This is a genomic window from Pseudomonas sp. Sample_16 (assembly GCF_004307665.1).
Taxonomy (GTDB): Bacteria; Pseudomonadota; Gammaproteobacteria; order Pseudomonadales; family Pseudomonadaceae; genus Aquipseudomonas.
Window position 1 is genome coordinate 25,483 of the sequence record NZ_RCOB01000025.1, and the last position, 17,402, is coordinate 42,884.

General features: G+C 59.3%; 19 protein-coding genes. 7 read left to right on the top strand and 12 right to left on the bottom strand.

Annotated elements, in window-relative coordinates; translation table 11 throughout:
- The first annotated feature begins 31 nt into the window (after positions 1–31).
- Positions 32–973 (top strand): LysR family transcriptional regulator, encoded by a 942-nt coding sequence (locus D8U69_RS03165; RefSeq protein WP_130906670.1) that lies wholly within the window; start codon positions 32–34, stop codon positions 971–973.
- A 60-nt stretch (positions 974–1,033) separates the two neighbouring features.
- On the opposite strand, the gene D8U69_RS03170 is transcribed toward D8U69_RS03165, so the two are convergent.
- Both D8U69_RS03170 and cysK read right to left on the bottom strand, forming a co-directional pair.
- Positions 1,034–1,972, bottom strand: a complete 939-nt coding sequence (locus D8U69_RS03170; protein WP_056855981.1) for an aspartyl/asparaginyl beta-hydroxylase domain-containing protein — start codon at positions 1,970–1,972, stop codon at positions 1,034–1,036.
- A 231-nt stretch (positions 1,973–2,203) separates the two neighbouring features.
- Positions 2,204–3,178, bottom strand: coding sequence for a cysteine synthase A (cysK, locus tag D8U69_RS03175; RefSeq protein WP_130906671.1), 975 nt, complete (start codon positions 3,176–3,178; stop codon positions 2,204–2,206).
- Between the two features lie 128 nt (positions 3,179–3,306).
- On the opposite strand from cysK, the gene D8U69_RS03180 reads away from it, so the two are divergent.
- Positions 3,307–4,383 carry a DUF748 domain-containing protein gene (locus D8U69_RS03180; RefSeq protein WP_056855983.1) on the top strand — a complete coding sequence of 359 codons (1,077 nt, stop codon included), beginning with the start codon at positions 3,307–3,309 and terminating at the stop codon, positions 4,381–4,383.
- Here the strand turns inward: D8U69_RS03180 and D8U69_RS03185 are convergent.
- A complete protein-coding gene (locus D8U69_RS03185) occupies positions 4,380–4,880 on the bottom strand; it encodes a DUF2442 domain-containing protein (protein WP_056855984.1) in 501 nt (166 codons plus the stop codon). The genes D8U69_RS03180 and D8U69_RS03185 overlap by 4 nt on opposite strands.
- Positions 4,868–5,098, bottom strand: coding sequence for a DUF4160 domain-containing protein (locus D8U69_RS03190; RefSeq protein WP_177434391.1), 231 nt, complete (start codon positions 5,096–5,098; stop codon positions 4,868–4,870). The genes D8U69_RS03185 and D8U69_RS03190 overlap by 13 nt, the downstream gene beginning before the upstream one ends.
- Before the next feature lie 203 nt (positions 5,099–5,301).
- Between D8U69_RS03190 and D8U69_RS03195 the strand changes: the two genes are divergently transcribed.
- Together D8U69_RS03195 and D8U69_RS03200 are read left to right on the top strand one after the other, a co-directional pair.
- Entirely contained in the window at positions 5,302–6,147 is an 846-nt protein-coding gene (locus tag D8U69_RS03195; RefSeq protein WP_056855986.1) for a MoxR family ATPase, read from the top strand.
- Between the two features lie 24 nt (positions 6,148–6,171).
- Positions 6,172–7,350 carry a VWA domain-containing protein gene (locus tag D8U69_RS03200; protein WP_056855987.1) on the top strand — a complete coding sequence of 393 codons (1,179 nt, stop codon included), beginning with the start codon at positions 6,172–6,174 and terminating at the stop codon, positions 7,348–7,350.
- Positions 7,351–7,468: 118 nt separating this feature from the next.
- Here D8U69_RS03200 and D8U69_RS03205 read toward each other — a convergent pair whose 3' ends face one another.
- The 4 genes from D8U69_RS03205 to D8U69_RS03220 all read right to left on the bottom strand — a co-directional run bounded on the left by D8U69_RS03205 (position 7,469) and on the right by D8U69_RS03220 (position 11,205).
- Positions 7,469–8,395, bottom strand: a complete 927-nt coding sequence (locus D8U69_RS03205; protein ID WP_130906673.1) for a biotin-dependent carboxyltransferase family protein — start codon at positions 8,393–8,395, stop codon at positions 7,469–7,471.
- A complete protein-coding gene (locus tag D8U69_RS03210; RefSeq protein WP_056855989.1) occupies positions 8,392–9,096 on the bottom strand; it encodes an allophanate hydrolase subunit 1 in 705 nt (234 codons plus the stop codon). The genes D8U69_RS03205 and D8U69_RS03210 overlap by 4 nt, the downstream gene beginning before the upstream one ends.
- Positions 9,093–9,845 (bottom strand): 5-oxoprolinase subunit PxpA, encoded by a 753-nt coding sequence (locus D8U69_RS03215; RefSeq protein ID WP_056855990.1) that lies wholly within the window; start codon positions 9,843–9,845, stop codon positions 9,093–9,095. Before D8U69_RS03215 ends, D8U69_RS03210 begins: the two co-directional genes overlap by 4 nt.
- A gap of 73 nt (positions 9,846–9,918) precedes the next feature.
- Positions 9,919–11,205, bottom strand: a complete 1,287-nt coding sequence (locus D8U69_RS03220; RefSeq protein WP_130906674.1) for an MFS transporter — start codon at positions 11,203–11,205, stop codon at positions 9,919–9,921.
- A 146-nt stretch (positions 11,206–11,351) separates the two neighbouring features.
- On the opposite strand from D8U69_RS03220, the gene D8U69_RS03225 reads away from it, so the two are divergent.
- The gene (locus tag D8U69_RS03225; protein ID WP_130906675.1) at positions 11,352–12,269 is read left to right on the top strand and encodes a LysR family transcriptional regulator; all 918 of its coding nucleotides are present in this window, start codon (positions 11,352–11,354) and stop codon (positions 12,267–12,269) included.
- Between the two features lie 110 nt (positions 12,270–12,379).
- On the opposite strand, the gene D8U69_RS03230 is transcribed toward D8U69_RS03225, so the two are convergent.
- Genes D8U69_RS03230 through D8U69_RS03240 form a run of 3 tightly spaced genes read right to left on the bottom strand, consistent with a single transcriptional unit; the run spans position 12,380 to position 14,246 of the window.
- Positions 12,380–12,922, bottom strand: a complete 543-nt coding sequence (locus D8U69_RS03230; RefSeq protein WP_130906676.1) for a DUF2937 family protein — start codon at positions 12,920–12,922, stop codon at positions 12,380–12,382.
- A 13-nt stretch (positions 12,923–12,935) separates the two neighbouring features.
- Complete coding sequence (locus D8U69_RS03235) at positions 12,936–13,712, bottom strand: class II glutamine amidotransferase (RefSeq protein WP_130906677.1); 777 nt, start codon at positions 13,710–13,712, stop codon at positions 12,936–12,938.
- A gap of 33 nt (positions 13,713–13,745) precedes the next feature.
- Positions 13,746–14,246, bottom strand: a complete 501-nt coding sequence (locus tag D8U69_RS03240) for an MFS transporter (RefSeq protein WP_130904309.1) — start codon at positions 14,244–14,246, stop codon at positions 13,746–13,748.
- A gap of 100 nt (positions 14,247–14,346) precedes the next feature.
- Here D8U69_RS03240 and D8U69_RS03245 point away from each other — a divergent pair, with 100 nt between their 5' ends.
- Both D8U69_RS03245 and D8U69_RS03250 read left to right on the top strand, forming a co-directional pair.
- Positions 14,347–16,401 carry a S9 family peptidase gene (locus tag D8U69_RS03245; protein ID WP_130906678.1) on the top strand — a complete coding sequence of 685 codons (2,055 nt, stop codon included), beginning with the start codon at positions 14,347–14,349 and terminating at the stop codon, positions 16,399–16,401.
- Positions 16,402–16,603: 202 nt separating this feature from the next.
- On the top strand, positions 16,604–17,077 hold the full coding sequence (locus D8U69_RS03250; RefSeq protein ID WP_130906679.1) for a cyclic nucleotide-binding domain-containing protein: 474 nt from the start codon (positions 16,604–16,606) through the stop codon (positions 17,075–17,077).
- Here D8U69_RS03250 and D8U69_RS03255 read toward each other — a convergent pair.
- Entirely contained in the window at positions 17,074–17,364 is a 291-nt protein-coding gene (locus tag D8U69_RS03255; RefSeq protein WP_056855998.1) for a hypothetical protein, read from the bottom strand. The two genes, D8U69_RS03250 and D8U69_RS03255, sit on opposite strands and share 4 nt — an antisense overlap.
- Between the last annotated feature and the right edge of the window lie 38 nt (positions 17,365–17,402).

Below are 17,402 nucleotides of genomic sequence, written 5' to 3' on the forward strand. Positions count from 1 at the left end.
CTTGCCACAGACTTTTCTGCGAGCGCAGCCCATGACCCGAATTCCTGTTGCCAATGTCATCCATAGTCGACTGCGTCTGCGCCAACTGCGCCTGATGCTGGCGTTACAGGAATTCGGTTCGCTGCGCCGCGCCGCCGATCACATCGGCATGACCCAACCCGCTGCCACCAAAATGCTCCACGAAGCCGAGGACTTGCTCGGTGTCGAGTTGTTCGAACGCCTACCCCGCGGCATGCGCCCCACCCCGTTCGGCGAAACCGTCATTTACTACGCGCGCATGGTCTTCGCCGAACTCAGCGGCATGCGCGAAGAACTGGTCGCACTTGAATCCGGCAATCTGGGCCGGGTGGCAGTCGGCGCGATCCCGGCACTGGCTTCGGGTTTGCTGACACGCACCATCGCGACCTTGAAACAAAGCCATCCACGCTTGTCGATGAGCATTCAGGTCGACACCAGCGACGTGCTGGTGCAGGCGCTGTTGCAGGATCAACTGGACGTCGTATTGGGGCGGATCCCGGTCGGCGCACGTGCCGAAGAACTGTTGTTCGACAGCCTTGGCGAAGAAGCCCTGTGCGTGATCGCCGGTGCGCAAAACCCATTGGCGAAGGAGACGCAACTGAGCTGGGCCGAGTTGCAGAACATGACCTGGGTCTTGCAACAGCACCCGAGCCCGATGCGCGCGATCATCAATCAGGTGTTCCACAATGCCCGGGTCGACATCCCGAGCAGCATCGTCGAAACCACCTCGATCATGACCTTGCTGTCGTTGATTCAACAAACCGACATGCTCGGCGTCACACCGCTGTCGGTGGTCGAGGATTATCCCGGCCGCGACCTGCTGGCTGTGTTGCCGATCAAATTCGAAGCACGCTTGCCACCCTACGGATTGATCACACGACGTCATCGCATCCAGTCATCGGCGATGCAGGCGTTCATGAATTCGGTAAGGGCCGAGCATGCGTTGAGCAAATGAAAAAGGCCCGGCGCCTAGTGCCGGGCCTATGCTACATCCGAGTTTTTGTGATGCAGGCAATCACCCGAACAACCAGTACCCCAACACCATCAGCACCACCACCGCCAACACCGGGCGCAAGGCTCGGTAGGCCTTGGGATTACCGCGTTTCCACTGTTTGACTGCCCCGCTGAATGTGTCGCTGAAGCGCTTGCTCCAGGCATACGCCTGATTGATACCGCCTACCCGTTCGTCATCGAGGTTCTGCGGTGCGGTGGCGCGGCCCAGAAAAGCACTGATCGAACGGTTGATGCGGGTCATCAATCGGTTGCTTAACGGTCGCTCGATATCGCAGAACAGGATGACGCGAGTCTTGTCGGTCTCGTTCTTCACCCAATGCACATAAGTCTCGTCGAACATCACGTCCTCACCGTCGCGCCAGGCGTACTCCTGACCGTCGACGAAGATGCGGCAGTCATCGGAGTTCGGGGTTGACAGGCCCAGGTGATAACGCAGGGAACCGGCGAATGGATCACGGTGCGGGTTGAGGTGACTGCCGCCTGGCAGAAGCGCAAACATCGCGCCCTTGACGTTGGGAATGCTGCTGACCAGTTCCACTGTTTTCGGACATAGCAGCTCTGCCGAAGGTAATGGTTTGTCGTACCACTTGAGATAGAAGCGCTTCCAGCCTTTCTTGAAGAACGATCCAAATCCGGCGTCGTTGTTTTTCTCCGCAGCGCGGATATAACCCTCGTCGAACAGGTCCATCGCTTCGTCGCGAATGACTTCCCAGTTGTCCTTAAGACAATCCAGCTCGGGAAACCGGCTGCGGTCCAGATAAGGTTTCGAAGGCACGCTGGAAAACAGATACATCAGGGCGTTATAAGGGGCAAAGAGGGCCGAGTGGTTGACGAACTGGCGCAGGACCGGCAAACGCGCCTTGCCACGTAAATGCACATAGAGGGTACTGCCCAGAAACAGCAGCAACAACGACGCCTTCGCGGCAAAGGAAAAGGTCATCAACAGCTCCTTGGTGACAGACACGTTACACAACGCCATTTACCCGACGTTGCTGCTGGCATGATAAACATGACCAACCAAGGGAAAAACCCGCCGGCCCCGACATTCAGTGTTAACGATTACGCAACAAAGCACTTGTTAACACGCAGGGCCTGAACGCTGGCTGACGACCATCAGCCTCGATGGAGAAGGCCTATGCCCCTTCTCCATCCTCACCCGAACGAAAGCGGTTTACTGCTGGTTCTCCTGGTCGGTAAACAGATCGCTGAACAACATGCTCGACAAGTAGCGCTCCCCAGAGTCCGGCAGGATCACCACGATGGTTTTGCCCTGCATTTCCGGGGTTTCGGCCAACCTCACCGCTACCGCCATCGCCGCACCGCAGGAGATACCGCACAGAATGCCTTCCTCCTGCATCAGACGCAGGGCCATGGCCTTGGACTCTTCGTCGCTGACCAGCTCGACGCGATCAACCATCGACAAGTCGAGGTTCTTCGGCACGAAACCGGCACCAATTCCCTGGATCTTGTGCGGGCTCGGCTTGATTTCCTGACCGGCCATCAACTGAGTGATCACCGGCGAAACGACCGGTTCGACGGCCACCGAGAGAATCGGTTTGCCCTGGGTATTCTTGATATACCGCGACACACCGGTAATGGTTCCACCGGTTCCTACACCTGCCACCAGAACATCCACCGCGCCATCCGTGTCATTCCAGATTTCCGGACCGGTGGTTTTTTCATGGATGGCCGGGTTTGCCGGGTTATCGAATTGTGCCGGCATGAAGTACGAGGACGGATCGCTCGCGACGATTTCCCCGGCCTTTTCAATGGCACCCTTCATGCCTTTGGCCGGCTCGGTCAGTACCAGTTCGGCCCCCAGTGCCTTGAGCACCTTGCGGCGTTCGATGCTCATGGATGCCGGCATGGTCAGCATCAGTTTGTAGCCCCGCGCGGCGGCGACAAATGCCAGGCCAATACCGGTGTTACCGGAAGTCGGTTCGACAATGGTCATGCCCGGCTTGAGTCTGCCGGTGCCTTCGGCATCCCAGATCATGTTGGCGCCAATCCGGCATTTGACCGAGTAACCGGGGTTTCGCCCTTCGATCTTGGCCAGGATGGTCACACCGCGAGGGGCAATACGGTTGATTTGAACCAGCGGCGTATTGCCGATGGAATGGGCGTTGTCAGCAAAAATACGGCTCATGGCTGGGTCCTTACGACAGCATTGAAATAGGGCATCAAGGTAAGCCTCTTGCCGGTAGGCGTCCAGTCGAGTCGAACGTCCAGACGCCAGTGCAGTCAATGGCTTTAGATCGCCAGAGATTTGCCACTATGAAACGTCGATACAGCTGGCCGCTATGGACCCTCGCCGGCCTTGTTGTGCTGCTGATTGTCCTGCATTTCGCACTGCCCTACCTGGTGCGTGACTACTTGAACGACCGGTTGGCAGACATGGGTGATTATCGCGGCCAGATTACCGACGTGGACCTGGCCTTGTGGCGTGGCGCCTACAAAATCAACGGGCTGAAAATCGTCAAGGTCGATGGCAAGGTACCGGTACCCTTCGTCAATGCGCCGTTGATCGACCTCTCTGTCAGCTGGCACTCGCTCTGGCACGACCATGCGGTCGTCGCCGAAGTCCAGTTCATCAAACCCGAAGTGAACTTCGTCGACGGTGGCGCCAACAAGAAGAACTCTCAGACCGGCCAGGGCACCGACTGGCGGGCGCAGCTGGGCAAACTGTTGCCCATCACCTTGAACGAAGTGCGGATCCGGGACGGCAAAATCAGTTTCCGTAACTTCAATTCAAAACCTCCGGTGAACATGAATGCCACCAATGTCGACGCGAGCATTTTCAACCTGACCAACGTGGTCGACACCGAAGGCAAACGCGACGCACGGTTCGAAGGCAAGGCGTTGCTGCTGGGGCACGCACCGCTTGAAACCACTGCGACCTTCGATCCAATGAGCAATTTCGAGGAGTTTGAATTCCGCATGCGAGCCAGGAAAATCGAGCTCAAACGCATGAATGACTTTGCTTCTGCCTATGGCAAGTTCGACTTCAATGCCGGCCATGGCGATGTGGTGATCGAAGCCGAAGCGAACAAAGGCCGGCTCAAGGGCTACATAAAGCCGCTGTTGCGCGACGTCGATGTATTCAACTGGCAACAAGACGTGGAAAACGAAAAAAAAGGCCTGTTCCGATCAGTCTGGGAAGCGCTGGTGGGCGGTACCGAAACCGTGCTGAAGAATCAGGGTAAAAACCAGTTCGCCACCCGGGTCGAACTCAGCGGCAGCGTGCACCAGCAAGATATCAGCGCTTTCGAAGCGTTTTTGCAGATTTTGCGCAATGGTTTCATCCAGGCATTCAATGCGCGCTACGAGCGATCGAAGCCGGATAGCGATTAACGCTTACGCGTGACGATGTAGCGGCCGTTTTCCTCGGCTGCCCTGGGGCTTTTCGATTGCAGTTGCAAATAATCCCAGCCCAGACACGCCAAAGCCAGAGAACGTGGCACCGCCTCGCGACCGCTGCTGTAGCGGCTGATACTGCGGCTGCTAACTCCCAGTGCCTCGGCGGCCTGATTGAGTGACAAGCCGGTGCGTGCACGCCAGTCGATAAAAATGCGGGTATTTTCATCCGACGCATTTTGCGCGAGAGCATCCAGATACAAGGTATCGGCGCCAATCTGAATGTCCTGCTCGGGCCATTCGACGAACCAGCCGTCATCCCCCAGCACGACCTGTTCAAAAGCACTTCCCAACAGCGGTTGTAGCCCCGCAAAGGCTTGCAGGTCTTGGCTCAAATCCAGAATCAATTGCTGACCGTCAATGAAGGTCAGGGCCATCCGGTAATCCGGCAAAGCCTGAACCGCCGACAATCGTGGTCGTTTCATGGGTAACATTGTTTCCAATCCTCCAGCAATTGCGCCTGATGAGCCCTGACCCATTGCTGCGCCTCCTTGATAATCAGCGGCGGTGCCTTGCCCGCCATCACTTCGATGGTTTCCAGGCTCAACATCACATCCAGCCCGCCACCGACCAGGTGGACGTGAGGTGGCGGATGATCCTTTTCGCGCAACTGAATGCGATAGGTATCTCGAAACCGATATTTGGTAGACATGCATCGCAAGCTATCGCCATTGTGGCGATAGCTCAATACTGGCCAGCCGCCGAGACTGAGTCAAGATGTGACGCTCCATTCAGAGACTGAATAAGCCGTCTGCGTTCACAGTCGACCGGGCAGCGCGTTATAGTCGGGGCTGACTATTTTATTGCGCCCCGCCCTGCCTCTTCAGGTCGGCGTTACCGTTCGAGGATTAGCAGATGAAGTTCGAAGGCACCCAGGCCTACGTCGCCACCGATGACCTGAAGCTGGCGGTCAACGCCGCCATCACCCTGGAGCGGCCATTGCTGGTCAAGGGCGAACCGGGCACCGGCAAGACCATGCTCGCCGAACAACTGGCCGAATCCTTTGGCGCCAAGCTGATCACCTGGCACATCAAATCCACCACCAAGGCTCATCAAGGCCTTTACGAGTACGACGCGGTGAGCCGTCTGCGCGACTCGCAACTGGGCAACGAAAAGGTCCACGACGTCCGTAATTACCTGAAAAAAGGCAAGCTCTGGGAAGCTTTCGAGTCCGACGAACGGGTGATCCTGCTGATCGATGAAATCGACAAGGCCGACATCGAATTCCCTAACGATCTGCTGCAAGAACTCGACAAGATGGAGTTCTACGTTTACGAGATCGACGAGACCATCAAGGCGAAAAAGCGTCCGATCATCATCATTACCTCCAACAACGAAAAAGAGCTGCCGGACGCTTTCCTGCGTCGCTGCTTCTTCCACTACATCGCCTTCCCGGACCGCAGCACCCTGCAGAAAATCGTCGACGTGCACTACCCGGACATCAAGAAAGACCTGGTCAGCGAAGCGCTGGATGTGTTCTTCGATGTGCGCAAGGTGCCGGGGCTGAAGAAGAAGCCATCGACCTCCGAACTGGTGGACTGGCTGAAGCTGCTGATGGCCGACAACATCGGCGAAGCGGTGCTGCGCGAACGCGATCCGACCAAGGCTATCCCGCCGCTGGCCGGTGCCTTGGTAAAGAACGAACAAGACGTGCAATTGCTTGAACGTCTGGCGTTCATGAGTCGTCGCGGCAGCCGCTAAGCACTACTGAACAGGCGTCAACCCATGTTGCTCAATCTCTTCAATGAAATGCGCGCAGCCAAGGTGCCGGTCTCGGTACGCGAGCTGCTGGACTTGATCAACGCGCTGAAACAGCGCGTGACCTTCGCCGACATGGACGAGTTCTACTACTTGTCCCGGGCGATCCTGGTGAAGGACGAAAAGCATTTCGACAAGTTCGACCGGGCCTTCGGTGCTTACTTCAATGGCCTGGAAAAGCTCGACGACCACCTGCAGGCCTTGATTCCGGAAGACTGGCTGCGCAAGGAGTTCGAGCGCTCGCTGACCGATGAAGAGCGCGCCGCGATCCAGTCCCTCGGTGGCCTGGACAAGCTGATCGAAGAGTTCAAGAAACGCCTGGAAGAACAGAAGGAACGCCATGCCGGTGGCAACAAATGGATCGGCACCGGTGGCACCAGCCCGTTCGGTTCCGGTGGTTTCAACCCGGAAGGCATTCGAGTCGGCGACGCCGGCAAGCGCCAGGGCAAGGCGGCCAAGGTCTGGGACCAGCGTGAATACAAGAACCTGGACGATTCGGTCGAGTTGGGCACCCGCAACATCAAGGTCGCCCTGCGAAGGTTGCGCAAGTTCGCTCGCCAGGGCGCGGCAGAAGAGCTGGACATCGATGGCACCATCGACCACACCGCCAAGGACGCGGGGTTGCTGAACATCCAGATGCGACCGGAGCGGCGCAACACCGTCAAGTTGCTGCTGCTGTTCGATATCGGCGGTTCGATGGATGCGCACGTGAAGATCTGCGAAGAGCTGTTCTCGGCCTGCAAGACCGAGTTCAAGCATCTGGAGTACTTCTACTTCCACAACTTCATTTATGAATCGGTGTGGAAGAACAACATGCGCCGCACGTCCGAGCGCACCTCGACCATGGACCTGCTGCACAAGTACGGCGCCGACTACAAAGTGATCTTCATCGGCGACGCCGCCATGGCGCCGTATGAAATCACCCAGGCCGGTGGCAGTGTCGAGCACTGGAACGAAGAAGCCGGTTATGTGTGGATGCAGCGGTTCAAGGAAAAGTACAAGAAGCTCATCTGGATCAACCCGTACCCGAAGGACACTTGGGGCTATACCTCATCGACCAATATTGTGCGGGACTTGATCGATGACCAGATGTATCCGCTGACCTTGCGCGGGTTGGAGGAAGGAATGCGGTTTCTTTCCAAGTGATTTGTGTTGCCTGGTCTGACGCCATCGCGGGCAAGCCCGCTCCCACAATGATTTGTGTTGTTCATAAATTTTGTGAACAACGTTCAACCCTGTGGGAGCGGGCTTGCCCGCGATGCTTTTAGCGGCTCAAAAACCGCTGTAAATACTCGACCTGTTCCCGATGCGCCACCTCCTGCACCACCGGCTTCAACCGCACCTGCCCCCCCGGCAGACACTGCGCCAATCGTGCCAGCGCCAACGGCGTCAACGCCCCCAATCGCGGATACCCACCAATGGTCTGCCGGTCATTGAGCAATACAATCGGCTGCCCGTCTGGCGGTACCTGGACCGCCCCCAGCGGAATGCCTTCGGAGATCATCGGTTTGCCCTGGTACTGCAACGCCGTGCCCAACAGGCGAATGCCCATGCGGTCGGCGCGGCTGTCGAGGCTCCATGCGTTGTTGAACGCATCGAACAGGCTTTGTCCGCTGAATTGGCCGATCTGCGCGCCGATGACCAGATCCAAAGGAGCCTCGAGACTCAGGTCCGGCCGCTGGTCTGCGGTCAATTCCCGCAGCAATATCACTGAATTGCCCGAATAGCTCAAACTTGCGCCTTTGGTCAGCGCGTGGCCCATGCCGTCCAGCCCGCCGAGCGCCTCACGGACCACTGTCGCGCTGCTGCCCAACACCTTCGGCGCATCGAACCCGCCCGGTGCGGCCAGATAGGCACGCGCACCGAGCAATGGCTGAGTGAATTGCAAACGCTGACCTTTGTTCAGCCGGAAACTGCGCCAAGGGGCCAACGCCTCACCATTGATGCGTGCACCGAGGTCCGCTCCGGCCAACGCCAATACACAATCTTCTTCGGCCACAACAGTGAACCCGCCAAGGGTGATTTCAATCACCGCGGCATCCAGCGCGTTACCCAGCAACCAATTGGCCCAGGACATCGAACGCCAATCGGCGGCGCCACCCTGGGTCACGCCCAGATGCCGCACACCGAAACGGCCGGCGTCCTGCAACAGACACAACGGCGTACTCGCCTCAATCGTCAACTGGCTCATGCCTGGGCCTCCAGAGGCGTATCGTCCCCGCCCAGATTGATGAATTCGGCATGACCTACAGCTTCAAAGCGCACCGTATCGCCCGGTTGCATCAGGCTGTAGCCGTCACGGTTGCGGTCAAACAATCGGGCGGGCGTGCGGCCGATCAGATTCCAACCACCCGGCGACACCACCGGATAGGCTGCCGTTTGTCGCTCGGCAATGCCGACACTGCCGGCGGCGACTTTCTTGCGCGGGGTGTTCAGGCGCGGTGCGGCCAGCACCTCTTCCACCAGCCCCATGAAAGCGAAGCCGGGGGCAAAGCCCAAGGCGAACACCTGATACTCACGCTCGCTGTGACGCCGGATCACCTCCTCCACTGCCAAGCCGCTGCGTTGCGACAACAGCCTCAGCTCGGGGCCGACACTCAGGTCGTACCACACCGGCAACACGTGACAGGTGCCACGAGTGCGCGCGTTGGGCGACAGATCGATCAACGCTTCGGCGATCAATTCACGGGCCTGGGCCGGGCTCAATGCTGTCAGGTCGTAATGCACCATCAACGTTGTATAGGACGGCACAAGATCGATCAGATGCCCGGCAAACGCTGCCCGCAGACTTTCGCTGGCGGCGAGCATCCACGGCATGTTGGCTTCTGCGATCTCATCGAACAGGCGCACCATCAGGCAATCCAGCGCGACCACTTCCACCCGCAGTTTCATGACGTGCTCTGCTGGTTCAGGGCTTGGCGGATCCGTTGCACGGCGGCCACCGAACTGGCGTTGTCGCCGTGCACGCAGAGGGTGTTGGCCTGCAGGTGCAAGGCGCTGCCGTCGCTGGCGGTGAGGTGTTCGCCACGGGCAATGGTCAGCGCCTGCCCGATGATTTTTTCCGGATCGTGATGCACCGCCCCCGGCAGTTGTCGCGAAACCAGCATGCCGGCGCTGTCGTAGGCACGGTCAGCGAAGGCTTCGAACCACAGGGTCACGCCATATTCATCACCCAGTTGCTGCGCGGCGCTGTTGTCCCTGGTGGCCATCAACATCAACGGCAGGTCGCGGTCATAGGACGCCACAGCTTGCAGCACCGCACGCAATTGCGCCGGATTGGCCATCATGTCGTTGTACATCGCACCGTGGGGTTTGACGTAACTGACGCGTCCGCCCTGCGCCCGGCAGATGCCATCAAGCGCACCGATCTGGTAATGCACAATATCCTGCAGTTCCTGGGTGGCGTAGGCCATGGAGCGCCGGCCGAACCCCACCAGGTCCTGATAGGCCGGATGGGCGCCGATCTGCACGCCATGGCTGAGCGCGAGGCTGACAGTCTTGCGCATGATGCTCGGATCACCGGCGTGAAAGCCGCAGGCGATGTTGGCGCAATCGATGAAAGGCATGACCTCGGCGTCCAGACCCATGGTCCAGTTACCGAAGCTCTCGCCGATGTCGCAGTTCAATAGCAGGCGGCTCACGGTGAACACTCCTGTAGGCTTTGTTCTTTTTGGCTGCGGGACATATCCGTATGACACGTCCGCAGATTATCAGTTACTGAACGTCGAGTTGCTTGCCACGGGTTTCCGGCAGGCTCAAGGCTGCAAGGATCACCACGCCGTAGGACACTGCCGCAAAGGCGCCGATGCCCACGCTCAGCGGCACGGTCTGGCTGAGCAGACCGATCAGCAGCGGGAACAACGCCGCCAGCGCCCGACCGATGTTGTAGCAAAAGCCCTGGCCGGAACCGCGAATGCGTGTAGGGAACAATTCGGTCAGGAACGCGCCCATGCCACTGAAAATCCCCGAGGCGAAGAACCCCAGCGGAAAGCCCAGCCACAGCATCACGCCGTTGCTGACCGGCAATTGGGTGTAGAGCAAAACGATGGTGAACGAGCCGACAGCGAACAGGATGAAGTTCTTTTTGCGGCCGAGGATGTCGGTCAGGTACGCGCTGATGACATAACCGACGTAGGACCCGACGATCACCATCGCCAGATACCCGCTGGTATTGAGCACGCTCAGACCGCGCTCGTTTTTCAGGAAGGTTGGCAGCCAGGACGTGATTGCGTAATAACCGCCCAGCGCGCCGGTGGTCAGTAACGAAGCGCGAATCGTGGTGAACAGTATGCCCGGAGCGAAGATCTCGTAGAACTTCGACGGATTGCTTGGCTCCTGCCTGGCTTTGGCTTCGCGGTAGATTTCCGGATCTTTCACCAAGCGACGGACGAAAATCACGAAAATCGCCGGCACGATGCCGAGGATGAACAGCGCGCGCCAGGCGTCTTCCGGCGGCAATACAGAGAACAGCAGCGCGTACAGGATCGCGGTCAGGCCCCAGCCCAGCGCCCAGCCCGATTGCACCATGCCCACGGCCTTGCCACGGTCCTTGGCGCGAATCACCTCGCCGATCAACACCGCGCCCGCGGTCCATTCGCCACCGAAACCGAAGCCCATCAACGTACGGGCAATCAGCAGCTGTTCGTAGTTCTGCGCGAACCCGCAAAGGAAGGTGAAGAAGGCAAACCACAGGACGGTCAGTTGCAACGTTCGCACCCGGCCGATCCGATCGGAGAGAATCCCCGCGACCCAACCACCGATGGCGGACGCAATCAACGTGCTGGTGTGAATCAACCCGGCCTGGCCAGTTGTGATGCCCCACATGGCAATCAGGGTCGGCACCACGAAGCTGAGCATCTGGGTGTCCATGCCATCCAGGCCATAGCCGATCTTGCAGCTCCAGAAGGTGCGGCGTTCCTGCTGATTGATATTGCGATACCAGTCGAAAGGTCCCGGGCGAGCCGTGGCTTTCGCAATGGCGGGGGTGTCGGACGCACTCATGGCAAATCTCCGCGCTGATTTTATTGGTATTGTTCTGAGCCCCGACGACGCCTATCGTGGGAACCGGATGGCCAGATTTTTGTGCGCCCTGCCGTGCTGCGTCCAACTAATAAAAACCTGCCTTAGGCATAAGAAATCTTTATCCCATGAACCTGAAGTTCCTCGAGACCTTTGTCTGGGTCGCCCGACTCAAGAGTTTTCGCCTGACCGCCGACAAGTTGTTCACCACCCAGGCGTCGATTTCCAGTCGCATCGCCGTGCTGGAAAGCGAACTTGGGGTGAAGTTGTTCCTGCGTGATTCACGCGGCGTGAGTCTGACGCCCGAAGGCTTGAAAGTGCTCGATTACGCCGAGCAAATGATGGACACCATGCAGGCACTCAAGCAGTCGATCGAGACCCGCTCGAGCAAGGCCGGGCGCGTGCGCATCGGCGTGATGGACACCGTGATCCACACGTGGCTCAGCCCGTTGGTGGCGCAGATGACCGATCACTATCCGCTGGTGGAAATCGAGCTGGTGGCCGATACCTCGCTGAACCTCTGCGATCAGCTGCAAAAAGGCTTCCTCGATGTGATCCTGCAGACCGACCTGTTGCGTCAGGAAAGCGTGCGCAGCCTAGAACTGGCGAGCCACCCGATGGGCTGGATCGCTGCCAGTAACTCCCTCTATAACCGCGCGTATTCGGGCATTGCCGACCTGGCGAATGAACGGATCATCACCTACTCGAAGAACTCCCACCCGCATCAGGAAGTGCTTGCCCTGATGCAGGCCAATGGAGTGGCCGCACCGCGACTGAACTGCGTGAATTCGGTGTCGGCAATTACCCGGTTGCTTCGGGACGGGTTTGGAATTGGCGCGTTGCCCCCGGTACTGGTGGCCGAGGAACTGGCGCGCGGAGAACTGACCTTGCTCGACATCGATCAACGCCCACCGGACTTACAGGTGGTGGTGTCGTGGCGCGTGGGCGTGGAGTGGGCCGAAGAGATTGTGGCGCTGTGTCAGCAGGTGCTGGAGGGGTATGCACGGAAGGTGGGTGAGAATTACATCGTTTTGGCCAGCGGATGATCGTTCCCACGCTCCGCGTGGGAATGCAACCCGGGACGCTCCGCGTCCCATTAGAGCCGAACGCGGAGCGTCCGTTGAGGCATTCCCACGCAGAGCGTGGGAACGATCTGTCAAAGTCCGCGTAAATCCCGCTCTTCAATCGGCCGGCTCTGGCGCAGGCGTTTGCCGCCCAGCACCACCCAGTCGATCAGGCGAAACAGGCACTCGATGCCGAACGACAGCAGCAACGCACCGCTCATGCCCCAGATCATCGCTTCCGGGGTCAGCAGGATCTGGTAGCTGTAGCCATTCCAGGTTTCCTTGCGGATATCCGGGTCGGCCGCCAGCACCACTTGCAGGAACCGGATGTACCACGGGCCTTGCATCGCCTGGAACTGTTTATCCAGCGCAACCTGACGGCTCAGCAGGTTTCCCAGGCTGTCGGCATCGCTGCGAAAGATCGGGTCTTCACTGGCACGGTAATGCGCCACCAGCGCCTGCATATCGCCCTTGAAAAACTGATTGGCGGTGTTCTGGAAGCCGCTCAACCCGGCCTGAGCTTCAATCAGGTGCGCTTCGACCCGCTTGGCGTAATCGTTGATGAACCCCGGCACCTGGACACCGATCAACAGTCCCGCCGCGAACAACACCAGCCGTAGATAACTGAGCAACATGGGTATCGGATCCTTATGAGGTCTGGCCCTGACTGACGCATTCACCGCGTCGCCACAGGCTCCATTGACCCGGTTCGTAACGGGTCCAGGTTTCGTTTTCGGTCAACGGTTCGGTAGCGATCACCGTCACCACGTCGTTGGGAGTGGTTTCAGCCTGGAAGTCGACGATCACATCGACATCCTTCAAGCGTGCCGGGCCAAACGGGGCGCGCCGGGTGATCTGTGCCAGCTTGGTCGAGCAATAACAGAACAACCAGTCGCCATCGCTGAGCAGGCAGTTGAACACGCCTTTGCTACGGTATTCGGCGCACGCAGCCACCAGATCCGGCAACAACGCTTCGACGTCGACCGGCTCGGGGAACGCCGCACGTACGCGGTTGAGCAAATCGCAGAACGCCGCTTCGCTGTCGGTATCACCCACGGGGCGATAGAAACTGGCCGTCGGCTGAAAATCCGCCAGTTGGCCGTTATGCGCGAAACACCAGTTGCGGCCCCACAGTTCACGGACGAACGGGTGCGTGTTGGACAGGCAGACCTTGCCGACGTTGGCCTGACGAATATGGCCGATCACCACTTCGCTCTTGATCGGGTAGCGCTGCACCAGATTCGCCACTTCCGACTCGCAACTCGCGGCCGGGTCCTGGAACAGCCGCAAGCCGCGACCTTCATAGAAGGCGATGCCCCAGCCGTCACGGTGCGGACCGGTGCGCCCGCCGCGCTGCATCAGCCCGGTGAAGCTGAACACGATATCGGTCGGGACATTGGCGCTCATGCCCAATAACTCACACATGCTCGGACTCTCGCTCAATGGCAGGGGGCAAGGTTACAGGCGAGGTTCGACCCGCATGCGCTGGGGATTGCTCGGCACAGGTGGACGGCCGTAACGATCATCGCCAGCACCACCAAAAGGATGCTCCTCTTCTTCCGGATCATCGGCACGGGCGGCGGCTTTGGCGGCGGCAGCCTGTTCCTTGCGAGCGTTTGCTCCACGTTCGATGGCGAAGCGGATTGCCACGAAGACCAGGTAGAGACCGAAGGCGATCATGCCGTACATGAACAGATCGGAGATGGCCCGCCAGGCGTTGTTGCCGACCTTGAACAGCAGGTCCAGGGCGGTAATGGCGATGGCCGGGGCGACTTTTTCCTTCACCGGGTCAATAATCGTCGGGCTGAACAACAGCACCGCCACCAGCAACCGCAGCGGCTCACGCAGCCAGCGCCACATCCAGCGGGTAATGCGCATCCACACCAACAGGCAGCCCAAAGCGGCAAAGGCGTAGAGGCCCCAAGCGATCAGATAGTCGTTCTCGGTCATGGTGTCCATGGCAAGGCAGGCAAAGAGGCGCTTATGATAACGGCTTTTCGCCCGTCAGGCTGCCCCGCTGATGGCGTCGACCATTTCGTACATTGTTCGAGAGCCCTTCATGCCCATATCCGCCAACATTTGCGACGCCCCGATCGCCCACAAGGCCGAAGGCGCCGACCCGTATGCCTGGCTGCAGGAGCGCGACACCGATGCGGTGCTCGACTACCTAAAGGCTGAAAACAGCTATCAGCAAGCGCAAACCGCCGATCAGGCCGAACTGCGTGAAACTCTGTTTGAAGAGATCAAGGGACGGATTCTTGAAACCGACCTGTCCCTGCCCTCGCCATGGGGACCATACCTGTATTACACGCGCACCACGGCGGGCGATGAATACGCCCGTCATTACCGCTGCCCGCGTCCGGCCGACGACAGCCTGACCCTCGACGAAAGCCGGGAACAACTGCTGCTGGACCCGAACGTGCTGGCCAACGGCGGTTTCTTTTCCCTCGGCGCGTTCAGCATCAGCCCGGACCACCAACGCCTGGCCTACAGTGTCGACGCCACTGGCGATGAGATTTACACGCTGTTCGTGAAGGAATTGTCCGACGGACGTGTCAGCGAACTGGAGTTCCAGGACTGCGACGGCAGCATGACCTGGGCCAACGACAGCCTGACGCTGTTCTTCGGCGAACTGGACGACACCCACCGCCCGCACAAGCTGTACCGCTATCGCCTGGACGGCACGGCGGCCGAAGAAGTGTTCCATGAAACGGACGGCCGCTTCTTCATGCATTGCTACCGCGCCAGCTCTGAACAGCAGTTGCTGCTGTCCGTGGGCAGCAAGACTACCAGCGAAGTCTGGGTGCTCGACGCCAACCAGCCACAACAGGCCTTTGCCTGTATTGCGCCGAGGGTCGAAGACCACGAGTACGACGTCGACCATGGCGCACTCGATGGCCAATGGACCTGGTTCATCCGCACCAACCGCGACGGCATCAACTTCGCGTTGTACACCGCTGTCGATACCGGCGTGGCACCGATCGAGGCCCAATGGCAGCTCCTGATCCCCCACAGTGACACGGTGATGATCGACGGCATGAGCCTCAACGCGAGTGCCATGACCCTGAGCCTGCGTGAAGGTGGCCTGCCCATCATCGAAGTTCACCCGCAGGATTTGCCGAGCTACCGGGTGCAGCTGCCGGACGCGGCGTACAGCCTGCATGTGCAGAACAGCCTGGAGTTCGTCAGTGAACGGATTCGCCTGCGTTATGAAGCACTGAACCGTCCGGCACAGATCCGCCAATTGCAATTGAGCAACGGCGAACAGCAAGTGCTCAAGCAAACCCCGGTGCTCGGTCCGTTCGATGCCGACGCCTACGTCAGCCAGCGTCTGTGGGCTACCGCCCCCGACGGCACGCAGGTACCGATCAGCCTGGTGATCAAGCGCGAAGCGCTGGGCAAACCGGTGCCACTGTATCTGTACGGCTACGGCGCCTATGGCGAAAGCCTCGACCCTTGGTTCTCCCACGCGCGCCTGAGCTTGCTCGATCGCGGCATGGCGTTTGCCATCGCCCACGTGCGCGGCGGTGGCGAATTGGGTGAAGCCTGGTATCGCGCAGGCAAACAGGAACACAAGCAAAACACCTTCAGCGACTTTATTGCCTGTGCCGAGCACTTGATCGCCAATGGATTCACCCGTGCACCGCAACTGGCGATCAGTGGCGGCAGCGCCGGTGGCCTGTTGATCGGCGCGGTGCTCAATCAACGCCCGGAGCTGTTCGGTGCGGCGATTGCAGAAGTGCCGTTCGTCGACGTGCTCAACACCATGCTCGACCCGGACCTGCCGCTGACCGTCACCGAATACGATGAGTGGGGCAACCCGCAGGAGCCGGATGTCTATGATCGACTCAAGGCCTACGCCCCGTACGAAAACGTCAAGGCGCAAGCCTATCCGGCCATGCTGGTCATCGCCGGGTACAACGACAGTCGCGTGCAATATTGGGAAGCGGCCAAGTGGGTGGCGAAATTGCGCACGATGAAAACCGACACCAACCCCCTGCTGCTCAAGACCGAACTGGGCGCCGGCCATGGTGGAATGAGTGGCCGATACCAGGGATTGCGTGACGTAGCACTCGAATATGCATTTTTGTTCAAGGTTTTGGGCGTTGCCTGAGGAACTTGGCCTGATGAACCGGTCTTAATTCCGGACACCGGAAGCCGACAGAACACCGTCCGCTGTAGGAGCACAGCTTGCTCGCGATGGCGGCGACTCATTCAACATTGATATTGAATGTGGCGGCCTCATCGCGAGCAAGCTTTGCTCCTACAGGGCAATGTGAAACCCGGAACAGACACAACAAAAAAGACCGCACGACATGTCAGAACCGACCTTACTGAACAACGAAATCCGCGACTGGCTGATGGACTGCGGCCTGTTCAATCAGCTGTTTCCAGCCGACTTCGCCGCGGCTTCGGGCTATTTCAGCATCAGCACCATTACCGAGGGCGAAGAGATATTCCACGAGGGTGATGCCGGCACGTTCATGTGCATCATCCACACCGGCCAGGTGGCCGTGCGGAAAACCACCAGTGACGGCCAGCAGGTGACCATCGCCACGTTGCGCAGCGGTCGTTCGTTCGGCGAAATGGCCGTACTCGACGGAGAGCGGCGCTCTGCCAGTTGTGTGGCCGCGAGCAACTGTCAGTTGCTGAACCTGGGCAAGGACTCGCTGGAAAAAATGCTCAACGACGCCCCGAAAATCGCCGCCAAGATCATCCGCGCCCTCGCCGTCTCCCTTTCCAAACGCCTGCGCATGGCTGACGGGCAACTGCTGACACAGCAGGTCTAACCACCGGGCGACTTGGCTTTCGGCGGGTTTGTCTCAATGCCAGGCAACGGCTGATCCTTGATCGGCGGGCTCGGCCTTTCGATCGGCACCAACGGCGGACCGCCGCTGCCCGGACCCACTTTGGGCAAAGGCGCCGGGCTGATTTGCGGATACGGCGTAGGCGTCGCGGTACCCGGTGAACCGGGCATGGGTGCAGGGCTGACAGGCAGAGATTGCAGCGGTTGGGCCTGCACTGCAGTAATCGAGAGCGCGGCCATGGCAATGACCGTTAGAATGGTGCGCTTCATCAATGGCTCCGTTGGCCTTGTTGTCATTTGCAGGCTAC